This is a genomic window from candidate division KSB1 bacterium (assembly GCA_034521575.1).
In the GTDB taxonomy this organism is placed as follows: domain Bacteria; phylum Zhuqueibacterota; class Zhuqueibacteria; order Residuimicrobiales; family Krinioviventaceae; genus JAXHMJ01.
This window is the reverse complement of sequence record JAXHMJ010000002.1, coordinates 139,049-156,614: the sequence shown is the minus strand read 5'-3', so window position 1 is coordinate 156,614 and position 17,566 is coordinate 139,049. Positions and strand designations below refer to the sequence as shown.

15 protein-coding genes and 1 pseudogene are annotated in these 17,566 nt (G+C 46.6%); 3 read left to right on the top strand and 13 right to left on the bottom strand.

The window, feature by feature from the left end; genetic code table 11:
* Positions 1–14: 14 nt before the first annotated feature.
* From U5R06_03250 to U5R06_03230, 5 genes and pseudogenes are all read right to left on the bottom strand, one after another.
* A pseudogene (locus tag U5R06_03250) lies at positions 15–1,394 on the bottom strand (TonB-dependent receptor).
* Complete coding sequence (locus U5R06_03245; GenBank protein ID MDZ7721853.1) at positions 1,376–1,834, bottom strand: hypothetical protein; 459 nt, start codon at positions 1,832–1,834, stop codon at positions 1,376–1,378. Before U5R06_03245 ends, U5R06_03250 begins: the two are co-directional and overlap by 19 nt.
* A complete protein-coding gene (locus U5R06_03240; protein ID MDZ7721852.1) occupies positions 1,762–2,955 on the bottom strand; it encodes a TonB-dependent receptor in 1,194 nt (397 codons plus the stop codon). Before U5R06_03240 ends, U5R06_03245 begins: the two co-directional genes overlap by 73 nt.
* A 160-nt stretch (positions 2,956–3,115) precedes the next feature.
* Positions 3,116–6,082, bottom strand: coding sequence for a FlgD immunoglobulin-like domain containing protein (locus U5R06_03235; protein ID MDZ7721851.1), 2,967 nt, complete (start codon positions 6,080–6,082; stop codon positions 3,116–3,118).
* A gap of 64 nt (positions 6,083–6,146) precedes the next feature.
* A complete protein-coding gene (locus U5R06_03230) occupies positions 6,147–7,109 on the bottom strand; it encodes a substrate-binding domain-containing protein (protein MDZ7721850.1) in 963 nt (320 codons plus the stop codon).
* 270 nt (positions 7,110–7,379) lie between these two features.
* On the opposite strand from U5R06_03230, the gene amrS reads away from it, so the two are divergent.
* Entirely contained in the window at positions 7,380–8,390 is a 1,011-nt protein-coding gene (gene amrS, locus U5R06_03225) for an AmmeMemoRadiSam system radical SAM enzyme (protein MDZ7721849.1), read from the top strand.
* 2 nt (positions 8,391–8,392) lie between these two features.
* Here the strand turns inward: amrS and U5R06_03220 are convergent, their stop codons facing one another.
* Entirely contained in the window at positions 8,393–8,647 is a 255-nt protein-coding gene (locus tag U5R06_03220) for a hypothetical protein (protein ID MDZ7721848.1), read from the bottom strand.
* A gap of 204 nt (positions 8,648–8,851) precedes the next feature.
* Between U5R06_03220 and U5R06_03215 the strand changes: the two genes are divergently transcribed.
* On the top strand, positions 8,852–9,394 hold the full coding sequence (locus U5R06_03215) for an ECF transporter S component (protein ID MDZ7721847.1): 543 nt from the start codon (positions 8,852–8,854) through the stop codon (positions 9,392–9,394).
* A complete protein-coding gene (locus tag U5R06_03210) occupies positions 9,391–11,193 on the top strand; it encodes a hypothetical protein (protein ID MDZ7721846.1) in 1,803 nt (600 codons plus the stop codon). Before U5R06_03215 ends, U5R06_03210 begins: the two co-directional genes overlap by 4 nt.
* A gap of 38 nt (positions 11,194–11,231) precedes the next feature.
* Here U5R06_03210 and U5R06_03205 read toward each other — a convergent pair whose 3' ends face one another.
* The 7 genes from U5R06_03205 to U5R06_03175 form a co-directional block, all read right to left on the bottom strand.
* A complete protein-coding gene (locus U5R06_03205; protein MDZ7721845.1) occupies positions 11,232–11,816 on the bottom strand; it encodes a hypothetical protein in 585 nt (194 codons plus the stop codon).
* Between the two features lie 17 nt (positions 11,817–11,833).
* Positions 11,834–12,388, bottom strand: a complete 555-nt coding sequence (locus U5R06_03200; protein MDZ7721844.1) for a zf-HC2 domain-containing protein — start codon at positions 12,386–12,388, stop codon at positions 11,834–11,836.
* Positions 12,378–12,977, bottom strand: coding sequence for a sigma-70 family RNA polymerase sigma factor (locus tag U5R06_03195; protein ID MDZ7721843.1), 600 nt, complete (start codon positions 12,975–12,977; stop codon positions 12,378–12,380). The genes U5R06_03200 and U5R06_03195 overlap by 11 nt, the downstream gene beginning before the upstream one ends.
* A 175-nt stretch (positions 12,978–13,152) precedes the next feature.
* On the bottom strand, positions 13,153–15,684 hold the full coding sequence (locus U5R06_03190; GenBank protein MDZ7721842.1) for a helicase C-terminal domain-containing protein: 2,532 nt from the start codon (positions 15,682–15,684) through the stop codon (positions 13,153–13,155).
* Positions 15,685–15,817: 133 nt separating this feature from the next.
* On the bottom strand, positions 15,818–16,699 hold the full coding sequence (locus U5R06_03185; protein ID MDZ7721841.1) for an HAD hydrolase-like protein: 882 nt from the start codon (positions 16,697–16,699) through the stop codon (positions 15,818–15,820).
* Between the two features lie 39 nt (positions 16,700–16,738).
* Positions 16,739–17,299, bottom strand: coding sequence for an alginate lyase family protein (locus U5R06_03180; GenBank protein MDZ7721840.1), 561 nt, complete (start codon positions 17,297–17,299; stop codon positions 16,739–16,741).
* Positions 17,296–17,559: a hypothetical protein gene (locus U5R06_03175; GenBank protein ID MDZ7721839.1), complete on the bottom strand. Its 264-nt coding sequence runs from the start codon at positions 17,557–17,559 to the stop codon at positions 17,296–17,298. Before U5R06_03175 ends, U5R06_03180 begins: the two co-directional genes overlap by 4 nt.
* Positions 17,560–17,566 lie beyond the last annotated feature (7 nt).

Below are 17,566 nucleotides of genomic sequence, written 5' to 3'. Positions count from 1 at the left end.
AAACCTCATTTTTCTTAATAGCTTAACCGCAAACCCAAACTGATATACCGAGGTGACGAATACATCCCCGGACGTGTATAATACTCTTTAATGTCAGAGATTTCAATGTATCTGCCTTCCTGCTGATAGCTCTCCAGCGTGTAATCCGCCTGCCCTGTATCAGAATACACATAGAGAACGTTACGGGTATCCAGCAGATTGGTCACATCCAGGTAGAACTGCATAGCATAGGCTCCGATATTTAACATCTTTGAAACCCGCAGATCAAAATTATATGTAAAGGGCTTGCGTTCACTGTTTTCACGTAAACCGATATAAGCGCTGGAGCCCGTCGCTTCACCGCGAATAAAAGAAGGCGTATAGGGCAACCCGGAGTTCATTGAACTGGTCAACGTAGCCGACCACCCATTCTGCGCATAATTGGTAACCACACCGAGAGAGTGGCGCTGGTCCCAGTTCAGATTGATCAGCTGGACGCGCGGGGCTCTGTCGTTCTGCAGATCATTGTACGCATCGCGCGGATTCGACGATGTGCCGCGTGCCATCATATACGTATAATCGAAATTTACACGCAATGGTGAAAAATCCATTTGCGATGAAACCGTCACCCCCTTGGCGCGCGCATGGTCTTTGTTCACATAGCTGAAATAGGTCAAACCCCGATAGGTATCCTGGGGAAAGCCCGTACCAATCCAATCACGGATATCCCGGTAAAACCCTGTGATGTGAAGGTACCAGGCGTTGGAAAGCTGCTGTTGCAGTCCAATCTCATACATGACCGTGCGTTCGGCCTTTAAATCAGAATTGCCCACCAGATTTTCCGCTCCGGCACCGGTAATCCAGAAATTCGGATTGGCATACAGATATTGAAACTCCGGATTCTGGAAAAAATGACCGTAGGAAAAGTGGATGACCCCCTGATCAGAAATGGGAAAGGAAAGGCCGAACCGCGGACTGAGTTGAGACTTGGGTTCCGGCTCGTTATACCAGAACTCCTTGCGCTCTTTAGCCGAGTATCTGACCAACTCGCTATCCGGAGTGGCTGCGGTGTAATTCTTGTAAATATGATCGTATTTAAACGGAGAATACACCTGGGGATCGATGGGGTCGCTCAGCAGCCGACCATCAGAGTAAAAATAATCATACCTCAGCCCCAGGTTAATGACCAGCTCCTGGAATTCAATCTTGTCCTGAATAAAAGCAGCGAATTCCTGCGGTTTTGCCGAATAATAGGTATGAAACGGTGAACTTGACGGGGGCACGATCGGACGATAATCCGCCTGCGAAAACTGCAGTTCGTAATAATCGTTTTCGATCTCGTGCATTCGGCCGGACACACCCATCTTGACCAGGTGACGTTTGGTAACCTGACTGGTCAAGTCCAGATTAACCGAGTAATAGCTCGTATTCGTATGAGTGCGGTTGGCATCGTTGCCCCAATAGGCAAAGTCATTTTCGGCTTGGAGGAGATTGAGATATTATCATCCGGGCCCGGAGCAAATACGTACTGCTCAAAATCGCCGGGCTGAGTCGGCATATAGCGATAGTCATACGGATTTTGATAGGCATAGTTTTCGTGATCGTTTTTATAGTAACTGCCTTTCAGATCGAGAAACGTGCTCCTGCTGAACACATAGGTGGCGGACAAGATATGAGTATATCGATTGGTGTAATAATGACGTCCGGCATCCGGGACATATTTAAAAGTCGTCGCTCCGCTGACACCATAGCTGTGATCATTATTGAAATAAAAGCCGTAACTTAAATCCAGATCTTCTGTAAGATCGATATAGAGTTTGGATTGTGTGGAAATCCCGCGATACCAGTCGAGCACCTTGAGTTCGTTATCCGGAGATGCAAACTCGTGGGTTGTATCGGAAACCGGACTTTGAAATCCCCAGGCATAAAATACTGCATACCATGCTGATAACCCGGAGAATAATTGTACCGCCCGGACACGAAAAATGACAATCGTTTATTCGTAAACGGCACCGGACCGGACATATTAACCTGCAGATCCTGAGATTTTAATGGATTAAAAGTGTCCAGATACCCTTCTTTCTGCAGCCAGGGTTTTTCCTGGAAAATTTCTGAATCAAAGCCTTCTTGTTCATCAAAATACTGAAACAGGTCATAATCCAGTCTGTCATTACGCCGGTTTAAAGCGCGGGCTGCTGCATGCACCCAGTCTTCATTTTTATTCACGTGATATACATCATTATCAAAACTGAAATAATCACCAAGATATCCAGTCAGATTGAATGTAAATTTGTCGGTGGCTTTTTTGGTCACGATATTGACCACCCCGGACAAGGCTTGACCGTATTCCGCATTAAAAGTTCCGGTAATCGCTTTTAACTCTTCAATAGCCTGATCATCGATACTGATACCGGAACTGCGGTTCAACGGATTCAAAACCTGGACCCCGTCCACCATATAGGTAATTTCGTTCGTTCGGCCGCCGCGAATATGCAGGCTCCCGGACGCATCCCGGGTAATACCGGCCTGCAGGGACAGCATCTCGGAAACACTGCGAACCGGTAAATCTTCGATGGTTTCAGAACTGATGGAAACTTCGGATGAAGTTAGATCTTTCTGAATTTCCCGATGAGCCGTCACAACCACTTCCTCACCGGCTTCCAGTACCGTTTCGCGCAATTCAAAATTGACTTTGGATGTCAGGTCAACACTGACCCGGACCTCTTCAACACGCTGCGGTGTATAGCCGATCATCCGGGCAACAACTGAGTAACTTCCGGGTGGAACATTAATGATATAGAATTCACCCTCTGCATCCGCTGCCGCCCCCCTATTTGTATTCTGAATTACAATATTCGCACCAACGAGCGGCTCGCCGGTTTCAGCGTCTAGCACTCGTCCTGCAATTTTCCCGGTGGTCGCGGCAAAAGCCGCAGATACGGAAAACAGGAGAATCAGAAAAATCCACCTGATCATTGGTTTACATCTTTTTTCAACCATATATTGTACCTCTGACAAAACGTTTAATATTATGGATTTTATTTAACAGTCCATCAACGGTTAAATAAAATCCATAATCAGGTTCAGGAGAAAAAAAGTGGCAAGGGCATTGTATGCCCTTACCACTGTGATCAGCTTATTTAAGCAGCATCATTTTTTGAGTTTTTGTATAATCCGTTGTTTTCATCTGATAGAAATAAACACCGCTGGATACCCGGAGACCGGCGTCATTGGTTCCGTCCCAATTGACGCTATGGGTTCCGGCAGCCTGTTTGGCCTGCACCAGGGTTTTCACTTTTTTGCCCAGCACATCATACACCACAATCGTAACATCTGTGGCTTTTGCCACATCATAAGTGAGTGTGGTTACCGGGTTGAACGGATTCGGGTAGTTCTGATGTAGAGAAAATTCATTTGGAGCCGAATTGGCATCATTCACGGCAGCCGGGCCTCCGATCACCTCAAGAAATCCCCAGGCGCCGGGACGCTTCCAGCCCTCATGGCCGCTGCTGCCGCCCCAGTTTGCCTGCAGCGTACGACCTTCATCACCTTCAGCCGGATCCAGATCGTTACAATTGATCTGCATGGGCATTTTTGTACCGTCTTTGATAATCAGCTCATGATTCAGAGCCAGAGAATCGAGAAAAATGCGGGTTTCAATGATATAGCCGTCACCCGTGAACTTTTGAAATACCGTGGTTTCCACACCGGGGAAGGACTGGTCAATAGACGTAGCCGTACCGGAGGTGCCCCATGCGGTGAAAGCAATGCGCCAGTCGCCGGTTCCTTCCGCATCAACCGTATTGTACCCGTGATAATCATCAAGTGTGGTCACGTCATAGTAACCGATATAGAATTCAAGCGCATCGCCCATCCAGGGTTGAGTTCCTTCGTACAACGGCTCGTTGCCTTCCGCGTTCAGATCATCATCTGTGACATTCGCGGAAATGTAGAGATAGTCGTCATCCACCACAAAGGTGGTGTGCCACATCAGATCAGTGGACTCGTGGTCCCATCCCGCGACTTGAGATGAATCGCCACCGGCGTTCTCAGGAACAAGTTGATATTCGTTGTAAGGCTCAAACTCTGTTGCCAAACCATCAAGCGAAAAAGAAGAAGCAAAATCAGCAACATACCTGGCTTTGGCTGTAGCGCTGGTATGGGTTACCGTCACCGGACCAACCTTGCATGATTCCGTCAGTTCGGTTTCACCGCCTTCGGGATCATTGGCTGTTACAGCATAATAGTATGTGGCTTCGCCGCCGTCCGAGGTAAAGGGTCGATGCTGCCAGTATTCTTCTCCATGCGGAATGTCATTGGTCAGTTGAATCACACCTTCCGCGTCCAGACTGTTGACAGGAGATTGACTCATGTAAACATTATAGCTTTCTGTGCCGAGATCGTTATCTACCCAATTGATCTCAACGGTCTGGTAGGGCGGCATGGATTCATTTGACGTATCAACCGAGGCTGTAACAGTCGGCGATGCAACCTCACCTTCGGGTTTTTCAATACCTAAAAGAGTCAGGTTATCAAAATAAACAGAACCGGTCCATTCATGACTGGCATCTGCATAATAAACCTGGGTACCGATAGTAATCGCGGCTTTAGGGTCAATCTTCCCCTGTTCTTCGAAATCAACGATATCATACGTCATCGTATACCAGCCGCCAGGCGTCAAAGTCGAATCACTGACCATATATTTGGCTTCACTCCAGTCGACATTTGTCCCAAATATCGAGACCTGAGCGCCGAGCGGCATACTTTCGGGGATATAAACATCCAGCGTCATTGCGGTGGCGCCGGTATCCGTCTCGGTCCAACCAAAACTGACGTTACTCATGCCGATGGCTTCTTTTTGTCCCAGACTGAAATCCCAGTCGGCTTTCATCACACCGTCACTCTCGCCGGTCGGATCATCCATGCGCGACAAATCCGTGAGGGCATTCCCCCAGTTCATGGCTTTGAATCCCTGCAATTCCGCAGCAGGACTCTCAAAATCAGCCAGTACCCATTTGGAACCAATGTCCATTCCGAGCATTCCAGCATTATCGATATAAATCGTGCCGGTCCAGGCGGTGTCCGCACCGGTTACATCAAAGGTATGCACTTCCAGCCCGGCTCTTCCAAAGGTATACTGATAGTGATCAAATTCCGCCGGATTCATAGCGCGTGCCGCTTCCAGATTGAAAAAGATCGGATACCAGACTTGCTTGGGAATAGCATTAGCTCTGTAAAGCTTTTCTTTCCAGGTCCAGGTGTTGTTATCCTGTGCCCAGGTTTTAATTCCCAGTTCATCAGGAGTACCCTCCGGCAGCCAAATATGATAAACCATCATATCATAGGACGCCGGATCCGGCAGGCCGCTTCCTTCTACATCGCCTTTTTGCCCGGCAGAGCCGTCAAAGGTCAATGCAAGCACACCGTCTGACTCGCCACTGGGATCAGCCTGATTCGATACATCGGTGAATCCGGTTCCCCAGCCATTGTCAGCGAAACCACTTGTTGTACCATCATCGAATTGAGCGTAAAAATCCGGTTCGACACCTATTAAGGAAACATTGTCCATATACAGAGTGCCCGCCCAATCGGCTTCCGCACCGCTCAATGAATAACCTGCGACCTCTATACCGGCTTTTATCTTGTAGTCATGATGATTGAGATTAGCCGGGTCAGCTACATATTTGGCTTCAAGATCAAAGGTTATGGGATACCAGGTTTCTTTGGCAATATCACCGGCATAATACACCTGTTCATTCCATCCCCAGCTGTTTTGATCCTGCGCCCATGCTTTGAAAAGCAGAGAATCCGGTGCGTCCGAAGGCAGCCAGAGCCACATCATCAAACTATAGGCGCCATTCGACTCTATATCGGCTTTCGCAAAGGCTCCTTTGTCACCAGCGGCGCCGTCAAAATTGAGCTCCAGAACACCCACAGACTCTCCAGACGGATCATCTGCATAGCCGATGCTGGTCAAGGCTTCGCCCCAGCCGATGGAAAACCCACCGTCTGTACCCGCCTCAAAATCAGCAATCACCTGTGCCTGAGCTGTTGAAAACAATCCCACACAGATCATCAAGGCAAACCATAAAACATGTCTCATTTCCAAACCTCCTTTTGATAAAATTGATAATACAACCATTAATGAAAACGATAAATTGTGAGTTTCACCTCCTTTTGCTAATGTCCATAACGGAATCTCTCTCCACAAGACGCACAGGAACAAGTGAGGTACTCGGCTCTGATTCTGTCTGTTGCAGGACAGAAAGAAGACGCCTGACCGCGATCGAACCCATCTCTTCTTTGTACACCCGAATTGTGGTAAGCGGAGGAGACGATATTTTAGCCAGACCGATATCATCAAAGCCTATAAAACTGATATCGTCCGGAATTTTGAGTCCTTTATCCAAAACGGCTTTATAACCGTAAATTGCATTGATGTCATTGGCGGAAAAAATGGCAGTGGGAGGATTCGAAAGCGATAAAAGCCGCGTGACATGTTCATACCCTTCCTCCAATCCCCCATTGACAACCAGGGCTTTATCAAACTCGATTTCGCGATATTCCAGAGCTTTTCGATACCCTTTAAATCGCGTTTGAAAACTCAAACGATCCAGGTCGGCGCTGATAAACCCGATTCGTCTATGCCCTTTCCGGATCAAATGAGTGCTTGCTAAAAAGGCACCGCGTTCATTATCGATAAGAATTTGGGGGAAAAAGGACTGCCTGTATCGGGGATCTACCAATACCGCAGGCAGATTCAGCTTGGAAATACGCTCCACAAAAGATTCGCTGACCACGCCGACCAGCATAAGGCCATCCACCAATTCATCGCGAATCATCTTGGGCAGGGTAATATTTTCATTCTGAGGGAGCAAGTGAAGAACGAGGTTATAATTATTCATCACCAGAGCAGCTTCTATGCCTTCGAGTACTCTTGAATAAAACGGATTATTTGAAAGGGGTAAATCTTTGTGACAGAAAATAACACCGATATTTTCACTGCTTTTTCGAGATTTCCGGGTTCCATCTACAAGCACCGGTCCGGCATCTTTTAACACAGAACGCCTAGGATTTTTAGATATACTGGACTCTGTATTTTGAGAGTTTTCCTGCAAAAAATTGTTCATACCGGACTCATTTTTGGAAAAGGTACATTGAAAATATCTGCACTCCGAATCTCGCAACCTTGTTTTTCGCTATCACAAGCGGCTAATCCGACATATTGTCGAAATCGTTTTCGACTTAAGCAAGATAATATACAAAACATCTAAAGTCAAGAACTTTTTTTACGAAACCAGTCCTGGAGACCTTTTTTTTTTATCGCTTACAGAACAGGTTTATCTTTGCATTTTATCTGATTTTTTTTATTTTAAGAGAATAAACCTATGGATTGCCTTATGAAAGAAGCGTTGTATTATTCAAAACTCGAGAATCAGCAGGTCCAATGTCATCTGTGTCCGCATGAATGCCGGATCGCTGATCAAAAGACAGGGATTTGCAATGTCAGACAAAATAAAGAGGGCGTTCTATATTCTCTGGTTTACGAACGTGCGATTGCCACTCACATTGATCCCATTGAAAAAAAACCTTTGTTTCACGTCTACCCCGCTTCCCATTCTCTTTCGATTGCCACGGCAGGGTGTAATTTCCGCTGCATGTTTTGTCAAAATTGTGATATCAGTCAGGTTAAATACAGTGACACTATCACAGGAGAGCGCATTCAGGCAAAAGATATCGTTCGCGCCGCACATGACAACCAATGCCGAACCATCGCATTTACGTACACAGAACCCACGATTTTCTTCGAGTATGCCCTTGACATTGCAAAAGAAGCGGCCGAAAAACAAATCAAATGCGTTTTCATTTCCAACGGTTTTATCAATCCCGAGCCTATGAAACAACTGGCCCCTTTTCTGGCAGGCGCCAACATTGATCTCAAAGGATGGGATGAATCATTTTATCGAAAAATTATCGGGGGCCGGCTTGAACCCGTATTGAATACCCTCAAGCTTTTGAAGCAGCTCGGCGTATGGCTGGAGGTCACAACTCTAATTGTACCAGGTTATGCCGATTCCGAACAAACATTGCAGAGTATTGCACAATTTATTAAAACAGAGCTGGGCCCTGAAACACCCTGGCATATCAGCCGTTTTCATCCCCAATACAAAATGACCGATAGAGATGCCACGCCAACATCTGTGATTAAAAAAGCGGTGGAAATGGGTTCCAGAGAAGGGTTGAGATACGTCTATTCGGGAAACATCCCCGGCGATGATGGTGAACACACGCACTGCTACTCATGCGGCGCCATGCTGCTGAAACGATACGGCTTTCGCATCATTGAAAACAATGTTCGCAACGGGAAATGCTCTGAATGCGGCGCTGAAATAGATGGCGTGTTTGCCTGAGCCTATTCATCCAGACAGACCCGTCCAAGCGTCCATTGCATTTTACCCGAATCATAAATCAGCTCAAAGGTGCCGGATTCTCTGGTTGTCACGTGATAATGCACATAACAGTTGGCTCCTGCCGGATGATTCCAGACAGCCTGAATGCGACAAATATGGTATGCCCGATCCCGCCACCGGAACCGAATGGGTCTCATACGTTCAGTAGAAAAGTACGAAATGACCTCAATGGTTTCATTTATAGATTCAAATGTCACAATCGATTCCTCAATAATCAATGCAAAAATATAATAAATGGTGTACTTTATCACAACACTTATTTCAGCTTTTTGAACCGGCAAGAGTGTTTCGAATCTCGTTCGCATTTTGTATATTATAAGAATGAACAGAACTGATTGACAAAATTGCCGACAACCCGACCGCGTTTCGACATTGTACTGGTATGACCCGAAAGGTTTAATGTGCGTTATAAAAGAGTTATAAATGCCGCCATGCTGACGGCATTGTGCGCCGCTGTGGGATTTGCGTTTATTTACATTCCCAATATTGAATTGATCACAGCTGCTATTTTCATATCCGGCTTTTTGATGGGTCCGGCATACGGAGCAGCGATCGGAGCTCTGGCTGAATTTATTTTTTCCCTGTTCAACCCCTACGGCGCCTCAGCCCCTCCTCTGCTTCTGGCCCAGGTTATTTCCATGAGCCTGGTGGGATTTACCGGCGGAATCATCAGAACGCGATATTGGTTCGAATGTCCGAGAATCCGCAGACATGTTATAACAGGACTTTGCGGACTGCTGCTCACCTGTGTGTTTGACGGATTAACGACCCTGAGTTTTGCGGTTTTTGTGGCGGGTGGAGACACGCAAAAACTCGCGTCCATTTTCACCAGTGGTATTGTATTTTATCTGTTTCATATATTGATCAATACGCTGATATTTACAACTCTTGTCCCCGTTCTGCTAAATCGATTACACCGTTACCAACACAAAGGGATCCAGTGAAAAAACTGATTTGTATTTTAAGTCTCATTCAATTTTACAGCGCAGCCCGCGCCATACAGGCGGAAACCACGCAGGAAATATCCGCCGTCCTGCCGGTACGACCGGACACGGCATTTTCCCTGCTTTACGCCGATTCAAATTCTCTGCAGGGCTCTGATTATTCATCCTTTGCTGATATTGTCAATTCACTTGCCGGTGTCTATCATTACGATTCTCACAGTATGGGAGTGCCCGCACCGGTTTCGCCGGCCTGTTCACCGCCCGGAGAATTCACCCTGGAATATGACGGACTGATATTGAATGATCCGGTCAATGGCAAAGCAGATGTTTACCTGATTCCGACCGAGAGCATGGGAACTGCGGGGCTTGAGCAGGGTCTTTATCAGCATTTTTCAACCGGACAAACGGTGCGAATAACCAGTCAGGACCGGTCCTATATTCCGCTGCATTCAAAGATCGCCTACCGTCCGGGAACCTATCAGCGCAATCAGTTTGATGTGAGACTCGGTGTGCAAATCAATCCGACAACAGACTTTAATGCAGGTGCTCTTACCCGGGCATTCGGCGGAGTGATGCCTCACTCGGCTTACAGATCAACGATCTGGAACGCAAAACTGGACAAACACTATAAACATGCGTCGCTCAGCTATCTCTGGTATCAATACAGCGACCATCAACGATTTCCATTAAAGTCACCGTTACCCGGCTGGCAATCGCTTGAAGAGCCTCATCGAAAACGTTTCCGAAATGATCACGCTCTTTTCCTGCGCAGCGGAAATTTTCGAGCTTCAGCCCAGTTAACACTCTATGATCGAAATGATTTCGGCAGTGACCGTTCTCAACTTGACCAATCCCATACTGTTCGCCGTCTTTACGTCAAGACCGCCTATCAGGACAGCATCTCCCGCCTGGGATACGGGATGGGGCTATTCGGTCGATTTGATCGTTTCCAAAGCGATACATGGAAAGATATAAAGGACAGTCAATACGGAGGATGGCTGCATGTATCGGCACGGTTAAAAAACCTGACCGGAGAAGCTGGATTTAATGTCAAAACACAGAGCCAACATTCATTTCTACTGCCTCAGTTGCGGATCAGGCTCAAAACCGGCGAGAAATCCGCCCTGTCGGTTTATGCCGGTCAAAACATCCTGCGCCCGTCTATTGAGGAACGCCATGGCAGGGGGCCATTCGCCACCGGTAATGATTCACTCAAGGCAGCCACATTAACCCATACCGGCCTGAATTGGCAAATCAACCGTTCCCGCTTTCAAATTCTTGCCGGCATGGCAGTACAACACAGAAAGCATCTTCCGGTCGCCGTATTCGATCATGACAAGATTCAATACAATAATTTTGACGCACACACGTGCGGTTCAATGACCATTGCCCTCAATTATCAGCCGACTGTTCACTGGGGCGCACACGCACGCTTGCTATTTTATCAGGACGTGTCTGATTCATTTATTGCGGCCAATCGTCCTGATTTGTACAGTCGTTTTTATATTTCATATCAAAATATCTTTTTTCAGCGTGATTTAAACCTCATGCTTCGTCTGGGCGGAGAGTACATCGGCTATCGCAAAGGGCCGGTACCCGTTTATTCAGAATATTCTGATATCACTGTCACGTTATCTCCCCGTATCATCCCGTATGCACATATCAGTGCGACCATTGGCCGTGTTGATCTGTTTGCCGTCATCGAAAATCCGGCAGGCTGGAATTTTCAGCAGGTGTATGGATTTGATACGCCCCGGGCATTGATCCGATACGGTATCGTATGGACTTTTGATGATTGATAATCACAGGAATGCCCCCGCATTCCTGTGCAAGCTGCTTACCAGCCCAGGGTGTCAGTTTGCCCCAGCATTTCATTGAGACGATGTTCAATGATCTTCTCCCGATTTTGCCGGCGTTCCTGAACCATTTCTTTCAGTTTTTCAAGTTCTTCTTCCAGTTTCTTGATGCGTTCCCGTTTGTCTTGTTCACGCAGATCAAAAAGCTCACTCAGTTTTTGCTCAAGCTCTGATTGGATCTGCTGCTTTTCAGCATCATCAGAGCTGTTGCGATAGTTCCAGGCAAGCTGCCAGCACTCTGCATTTAGCTTTAATTTTTCCAATCCGCGATCATAATGCTCCGGGGCAATTTCTTTGAGCCGCTGCAGTTTTTGCATTTCTATCCAGTTTTTAACCAGAAAGCGTTTGTATTGTTGCGGATTATCCTCAAGATCATTTAAAAATGCAGCATCAATGATGTTTTTCTCTGTCAGTAAATCAATAATTTCCTGTTCTTTGTTATCATCCCATCGCTCATTCGGATTTACTTTGCGTTCAGGTCGTTGCAGCCGGTTGACCGGTTGGGCAAACACGGTTCCTGCAAGCGTGAGCAACACCAATATACCGATTATTCGATTCATTCGCATGATTCTACCTCCGGGTATTAAAATGTCATTGTTTCCAGGTCTTGGGTCAAGGATCGCATATTACTTTCAATCAGATCAATTTTCGATTCAATACTTTGATCAGAATAGATAGCATAGTCCTGATCCGAATATAGCTCTGAAATTTTCAGTTCAATATGATCCAGATTGTCCTCAATTCCGGCATCCCAGGCCAAAAGTTCCCGAGATAATTCCGGCTTTGTCGAGGTCATCGTCCAGAGACTGATAATGAGAAAGGCAGTGGCGGCAGCCACAGCCACAGCCCATGGCAGCCGCAAGTCCGTGGCTGCAGTCCACCATTGTTTCAGCTTATTGATCACATTCCGGGTCCAGGAGATGCGAACGTTATGCTGCAATATGTTCTGAATAACGTCAGCATCAACCGATTCTTCCGGCAATTGATCAACAAGCTGTGCAGCGCTCTGCAGTTCCTTTACAGCTTTACGGCATTGCGCACAACGTTTCAGATGTGTTTTAAAATCCCGATTCGTCTCTGTGTCCAGCTCATTATAGAGATAAAGGACAGCTGTATCTTTATATTTTTCACATAACATGATAGTCTCCAAACTCTGATTGCATGATTTTTTTCAGATTGATCAGCGCATAACGCATTCGTCCCAGAACGGTATTTAAAGGGCAATTTACTTTTTCAGCGATTTCTTTGAACGACATGCCGCTGTACTGCCGAAGCAAAAGCACCTGTTTTTGTTCCACGGGCAATTTTCCCACCGCCTGTTTTAATAGCGTTTTTAATTCAGAACGATCAAATTCCTGATCCGGTAATGGAGAATTTACATCCTCGTATTCCACCGGTTCTTCATCGTTCTTTTCAATCGTATCTGTTTTCATATGCGATTTGATCCTTTTTTGTTTGCGCAGATAGTCAATTGCAACGTGATTGGCAATCCCGAACAACCAGCTGGAAAACTTGCCGTCCTCCCGGTATCGCGGCAGCGCTTTGACAACCTTTAAAAAGGTCTCCTGAAACAGGTCGTCAGCAGCGATTCTGTCTGTAATCATCCGGCGCAGATAACCGGTTAACGGCCTGTTGTATCGCTGAACCAGCCGTTCAAATGCCCGCGCATCGCCACCTTTGTATCTCCGGATCAGCTCTGCGTCTGATACAATCTGATTTGAATTCATAGCCTCTGTTCCTTGTATTCGTAACGGTAAACGGTAAACCTGAGAATTTATTGTATATTTTATTTGTTTAAACAAATAAAATAAAAAATCGAAATTCCGGGTTGTTTCTACTGCTCAGGGGTAATGGGGGGTAAAAAAACCGATATGCGGAACAGTTTTGCTTTGCAGCCACCGGTCAATCCTGATCAAAAAACAATTTCAGTTCCGAAAAAACTGTTTCGCGGGTTCCGGTGAGGACACGGCAGGATGGCAAGGAATGTAGAAAACGTTTTCCATAGGATTTTGAAATAACACGATGATCAAAAATAATTACAGCGCCGCGGTCGCTTTTTCGACGGATCAGGCGTCCGAATCCCTGCTTAAATTTAAGCACCGCAAGCGGCACCGCATATTCGATAAATGCGTTGCCGCCACGCTTTTCAATGGCTTCGTATCGAGCCTCAATCACAGGTTCACTGGGCACCCGAAACGGCAGTTTGGTAATGATCACCGACATCAGAGATTCACCTTCAACATCTACGCCTTCCCAGAAACTGTCCGTGGCAAACAAAACCGAATGTGTATCTTTTTTAAATTTATTAATCAGATGATGCCTGTTTTCATCCCCCTGTTTCAGCAAACGGATACGAATCTGTTTCAGGGATTCGTACATCTGCCGGTAGAGCATATTTAAAAGTCCGTACGACGTAAACAGCACAAAGGCTCGGCCGTTAGATATATTCAGCGCCTTGAAAACCGCTTTATTGAGTTCACCGGCAAAGGATGAATGGCGCGGATCCGGCATATCTTTGGGGATGGCCACCACAACCTGTTTCTGATAATCAAAGGGGGCGTCCAAAAGCAATTCTATGCGGCGGGCCGGCGACAACAGATCCAGACCAATACGGCTGGCCAGGAAATCAAATTTGCGGTCCACGGTCAATGTTGCAGAGGTCATAATTACGGTTTCAAAATTTTCATAAACCGCATTGAGCATACGTTCCTTGATCTCGAGGGGCGATATTTTAAAGCGCAATATATTGAAATGGCGTGCGCCGCCCTTGGCCTCGATCCAGCGGATATGGTCTTCGTCGTGTTTGAACAACACATTCCGGATCACCTGGCCGGCCAGAATCAAACGTTCGGCCTGGGCCGCGATATCAATACAGACCGAATCCCAGGTTGGATCCTGCAGCATCGCCCCGGCCTGCTGAGCGGTTTTCACCAAAAGACCCAGGTCATCTGTAAATGATTTCAGATTATCCAGATAAATTTCCAGAGGTTGACGCAGCCCCACATCATCGATCAAACGCGATGTGACGTCCGGCAGCAGTCGCAATTTGATTTCCTGATCAACAGATTTGCCCTGATAGCGCTCCACCGCCTCATAAAAAAGATCCATCACGGTATTCGTATGCTCCAGCAGCTCGCGTACAGCGGGCAGAATATCATTCTGCAGCAGATTTTCAATTTTTTCCGATTTATGCTGATCCAGTTGTCCGGTATTTTTCAGCAACTTTATGCGAAGGGTATTCAGGTATCCATACTCTCGCTGTTTTTTTTGCCGAAACAGCCGGTGCAACATCCGGATCAGTCCGGCCCGGGTGATCTGGCTGCCGAAATAGCTGGTTGCAACATTTTCGATATGATGCGCTTCATCAAAAATAATTTTTTGATACGGCGGCAGTACCGCGGCGCTGGTCATACTGCCGGTTTCCTGTCGAACAGCAAGATCAGCAAACAAAAGATGATGATTAACCACCAAAATCTGCGCTTGTGCGGCCTCCCGCCTGGCTTTGTTCACAAAACACGTGCGGAAATGCGCGCAGCGCTGCCGGGTACAGGTATCACTTTCCGATGCAATCCGCTCCCACACTCTGTATTTGGGTATGAATGACAGATCAGCTTTGCTGCCGTCTTTGCTGTTGCGTGCCCACTCGATCAATGCGCTGAGCTCGTCCTGATCTTCTTCATCACCCTGTAGTTTTAACTCGGATTCAACTTCATTCAATTTGCGCAAACAGACATAGTTGGACCGTCCTTTTACAAGTGCGGCTTTAAATTTAACATCCAGGACATTTTGTAAAAACGGGATATCCTTACTGATCAACTGTTCCTGGAGATTAATCGTATTGGTGGAAATAACCACCCGCTCGCGATTCTGCAAAGACCATTGCACGGCCGGGAGCAAATAAGCCAGAGTTTTACCGGTTCCGGTTCCCGCCTCGATCGACGCCACTTTTCGATTGTTAAATGCCTGAACCACCTGTAAAATCATGCTCATTTGCTGTTCACGCTGTTCAAAACCGGGAAGGGTTGCAGCTATTTGACTGTCCGGTCCGAGGAGCGCCTGAATGGCATCAATATCCAGAGGCGTGATATCCGTTTTTGCAAACGGTTCAATAACGACATAAACATGCTCTACTAAATTATCAACAATATAAAATGCAGTGCTGAAATCATCGAGCTGAGTGGCGATGCTCAAATCTGCATTCGAGGGTTTAAGAGCCCCTGAAGGATGGTTATGGATGACCACATCCGCCTCCCGGGCGGCTTTGGTGACCACCGGAACCGCCGTATCATGCCCCCTTGCTACGGTCTGTACATCCTGAACGACAAGATTGTCATCTGTATAACCGACAAAAAAGACTTCATTTCCATCCGCGGCTTTAATGTCGCGGGCCAGTTGTTCGCGTGCCGATTCCGCAATATAGGTTGTGATATCCATATAATTCCCAGATAATAAGTAGGAAAGATACGAAAATCAGCGGAAAAGATAAAGAAAAACATGGACGCGCTATTCAAAATCTGTACTGCGCCCCCATGCCGAGCATCACAACGCCATCATCATGACTGTTATTCTACACCCAGGGCGGTATATCGGGTAAACTGTCGTTAAATTCCTGAACACGTTTGTTTTCGATTTCAGCGGTATATTTGCGGTTTAGAAACAAATCAACAATCTCCTTTTCAAAGTATTCCCAGGACTCTGTTTCTTTCCCCGAAACAATCGGATAAAACCGGGCTCCCACAGCATACGCTGATTTCATATCTCCGGGCGCGTCGCCTATCATGAGCACCTGCGCTTTGGGATAGCGATTTTGCGTTGTTGCTTGCAGCTGCGTCTTTTTATTCCCCATTTCCTGCCCGGCTATGATGGAAGTATAAACATCTATACGGTGCTCGTTCCACTCTCTGACAATCGCCTCATGAGGTGTGCTGGAAACCACAACAATATCAGCCTGATTCTGCAAACGTTTCAATACATGCGGGACGCGTTCGAAACAGGTAACCCCTCTTACCATATCCTCAATCGAGGCGTCCACAGCGCGACTCCATTCAACAGCCTGTTTTAATACCGGATCCTGTGTTTGTTTGTACTGCGCTTCAAGAGCGGGTACGCCCAGTGGCGCGCCGGATTCGATGAATGTTTGCAGAGCCGTCACATCAGGGAGCGGCAGACCCCTTTTTTTCACATCAGGATGTTCCTGGAGCAGCTCGAGCACCTTGATTAAAGCCGGGAACCGGTTGGTGCCGCGCCATTGCGAGTATAAATTAACAAATTCCGCCGCCTGTCTGGCTGGCCTGGAAATGGCCTGTAAATTCCAGTGTTTGATAATATTGGGTATAAAACATTCTTTATGTTTGATCTCCATGGAATCAAACACACATCCGTCCGAATCTATACCGATATAAAACTCGTATTTCGGTTTAAAATTTTCCAGTAGTTGTGTATAATTCATCCGGGGTTCCTTTTATTTAAATTTAGTGCCGCGCTCTGACTATTTGTCACATACAGGATAAAGCAAAGCCAGCCTGTCAGCAGAGTGTAATAACGACATATCATGCAGCAAATCAACATATTGCCCATCCTGATATTTAATAGATGCAATTCTCAATAGTTTTTCCAATATATCATATTCATGGTGCATGGGAGTGATCTGCGGGTACGGCCAGGGTTGATCCTGGAAATAAGGCAGCAGAAAATCGAATGCCGTTTTAATCCCCGCGCCCTCTTTTGTTCGATAGCGCCAGAGATCAATATTAACATGTTCGGCAAGCTGAGCGAGTTCAAAATAAGCGACCAGATTGAACAAACTGTAATGCATGGAACGGGTTCGCTCCAGTTCAAATGGCTGGCTGCCGTCCGGTTTAATATGAGCTTCAATACGGCGTGTCTTGCTGCGCTCACATACACGCCGAGCAAGCGAATCGTTTCTCCGGGAGAAATAACAACCGGTGTATTCATACGCTGGAAAAAATCGTCCTGCTGCTTTTTGACTTTTGTGAATTGTGTTTTCCAAACAATAAAAAACAACGACTCTGTACTCGTATTCACTCATTGAACCGGCTCTTTGATTTCCTGTGCGATTGGAACGGATTTGCGTATCACTTTGGCAGCATTCCAGCGCAGTATAAAGCCGATTGCTGCAATAATTCCGCCGGCAAAGAGAAAACACACACGCCCCTGAAATCCATTTGGAATCAAGGACAGCAGCATAATGAACCCCCCATAGGGTATGCACATATTTGACAGTGTTTTTAGCTGTGCGTAATCCTTTTCTTTTGTTTTTTCCGCTATGGAATAAACAGGGCGATGCATACGTTCA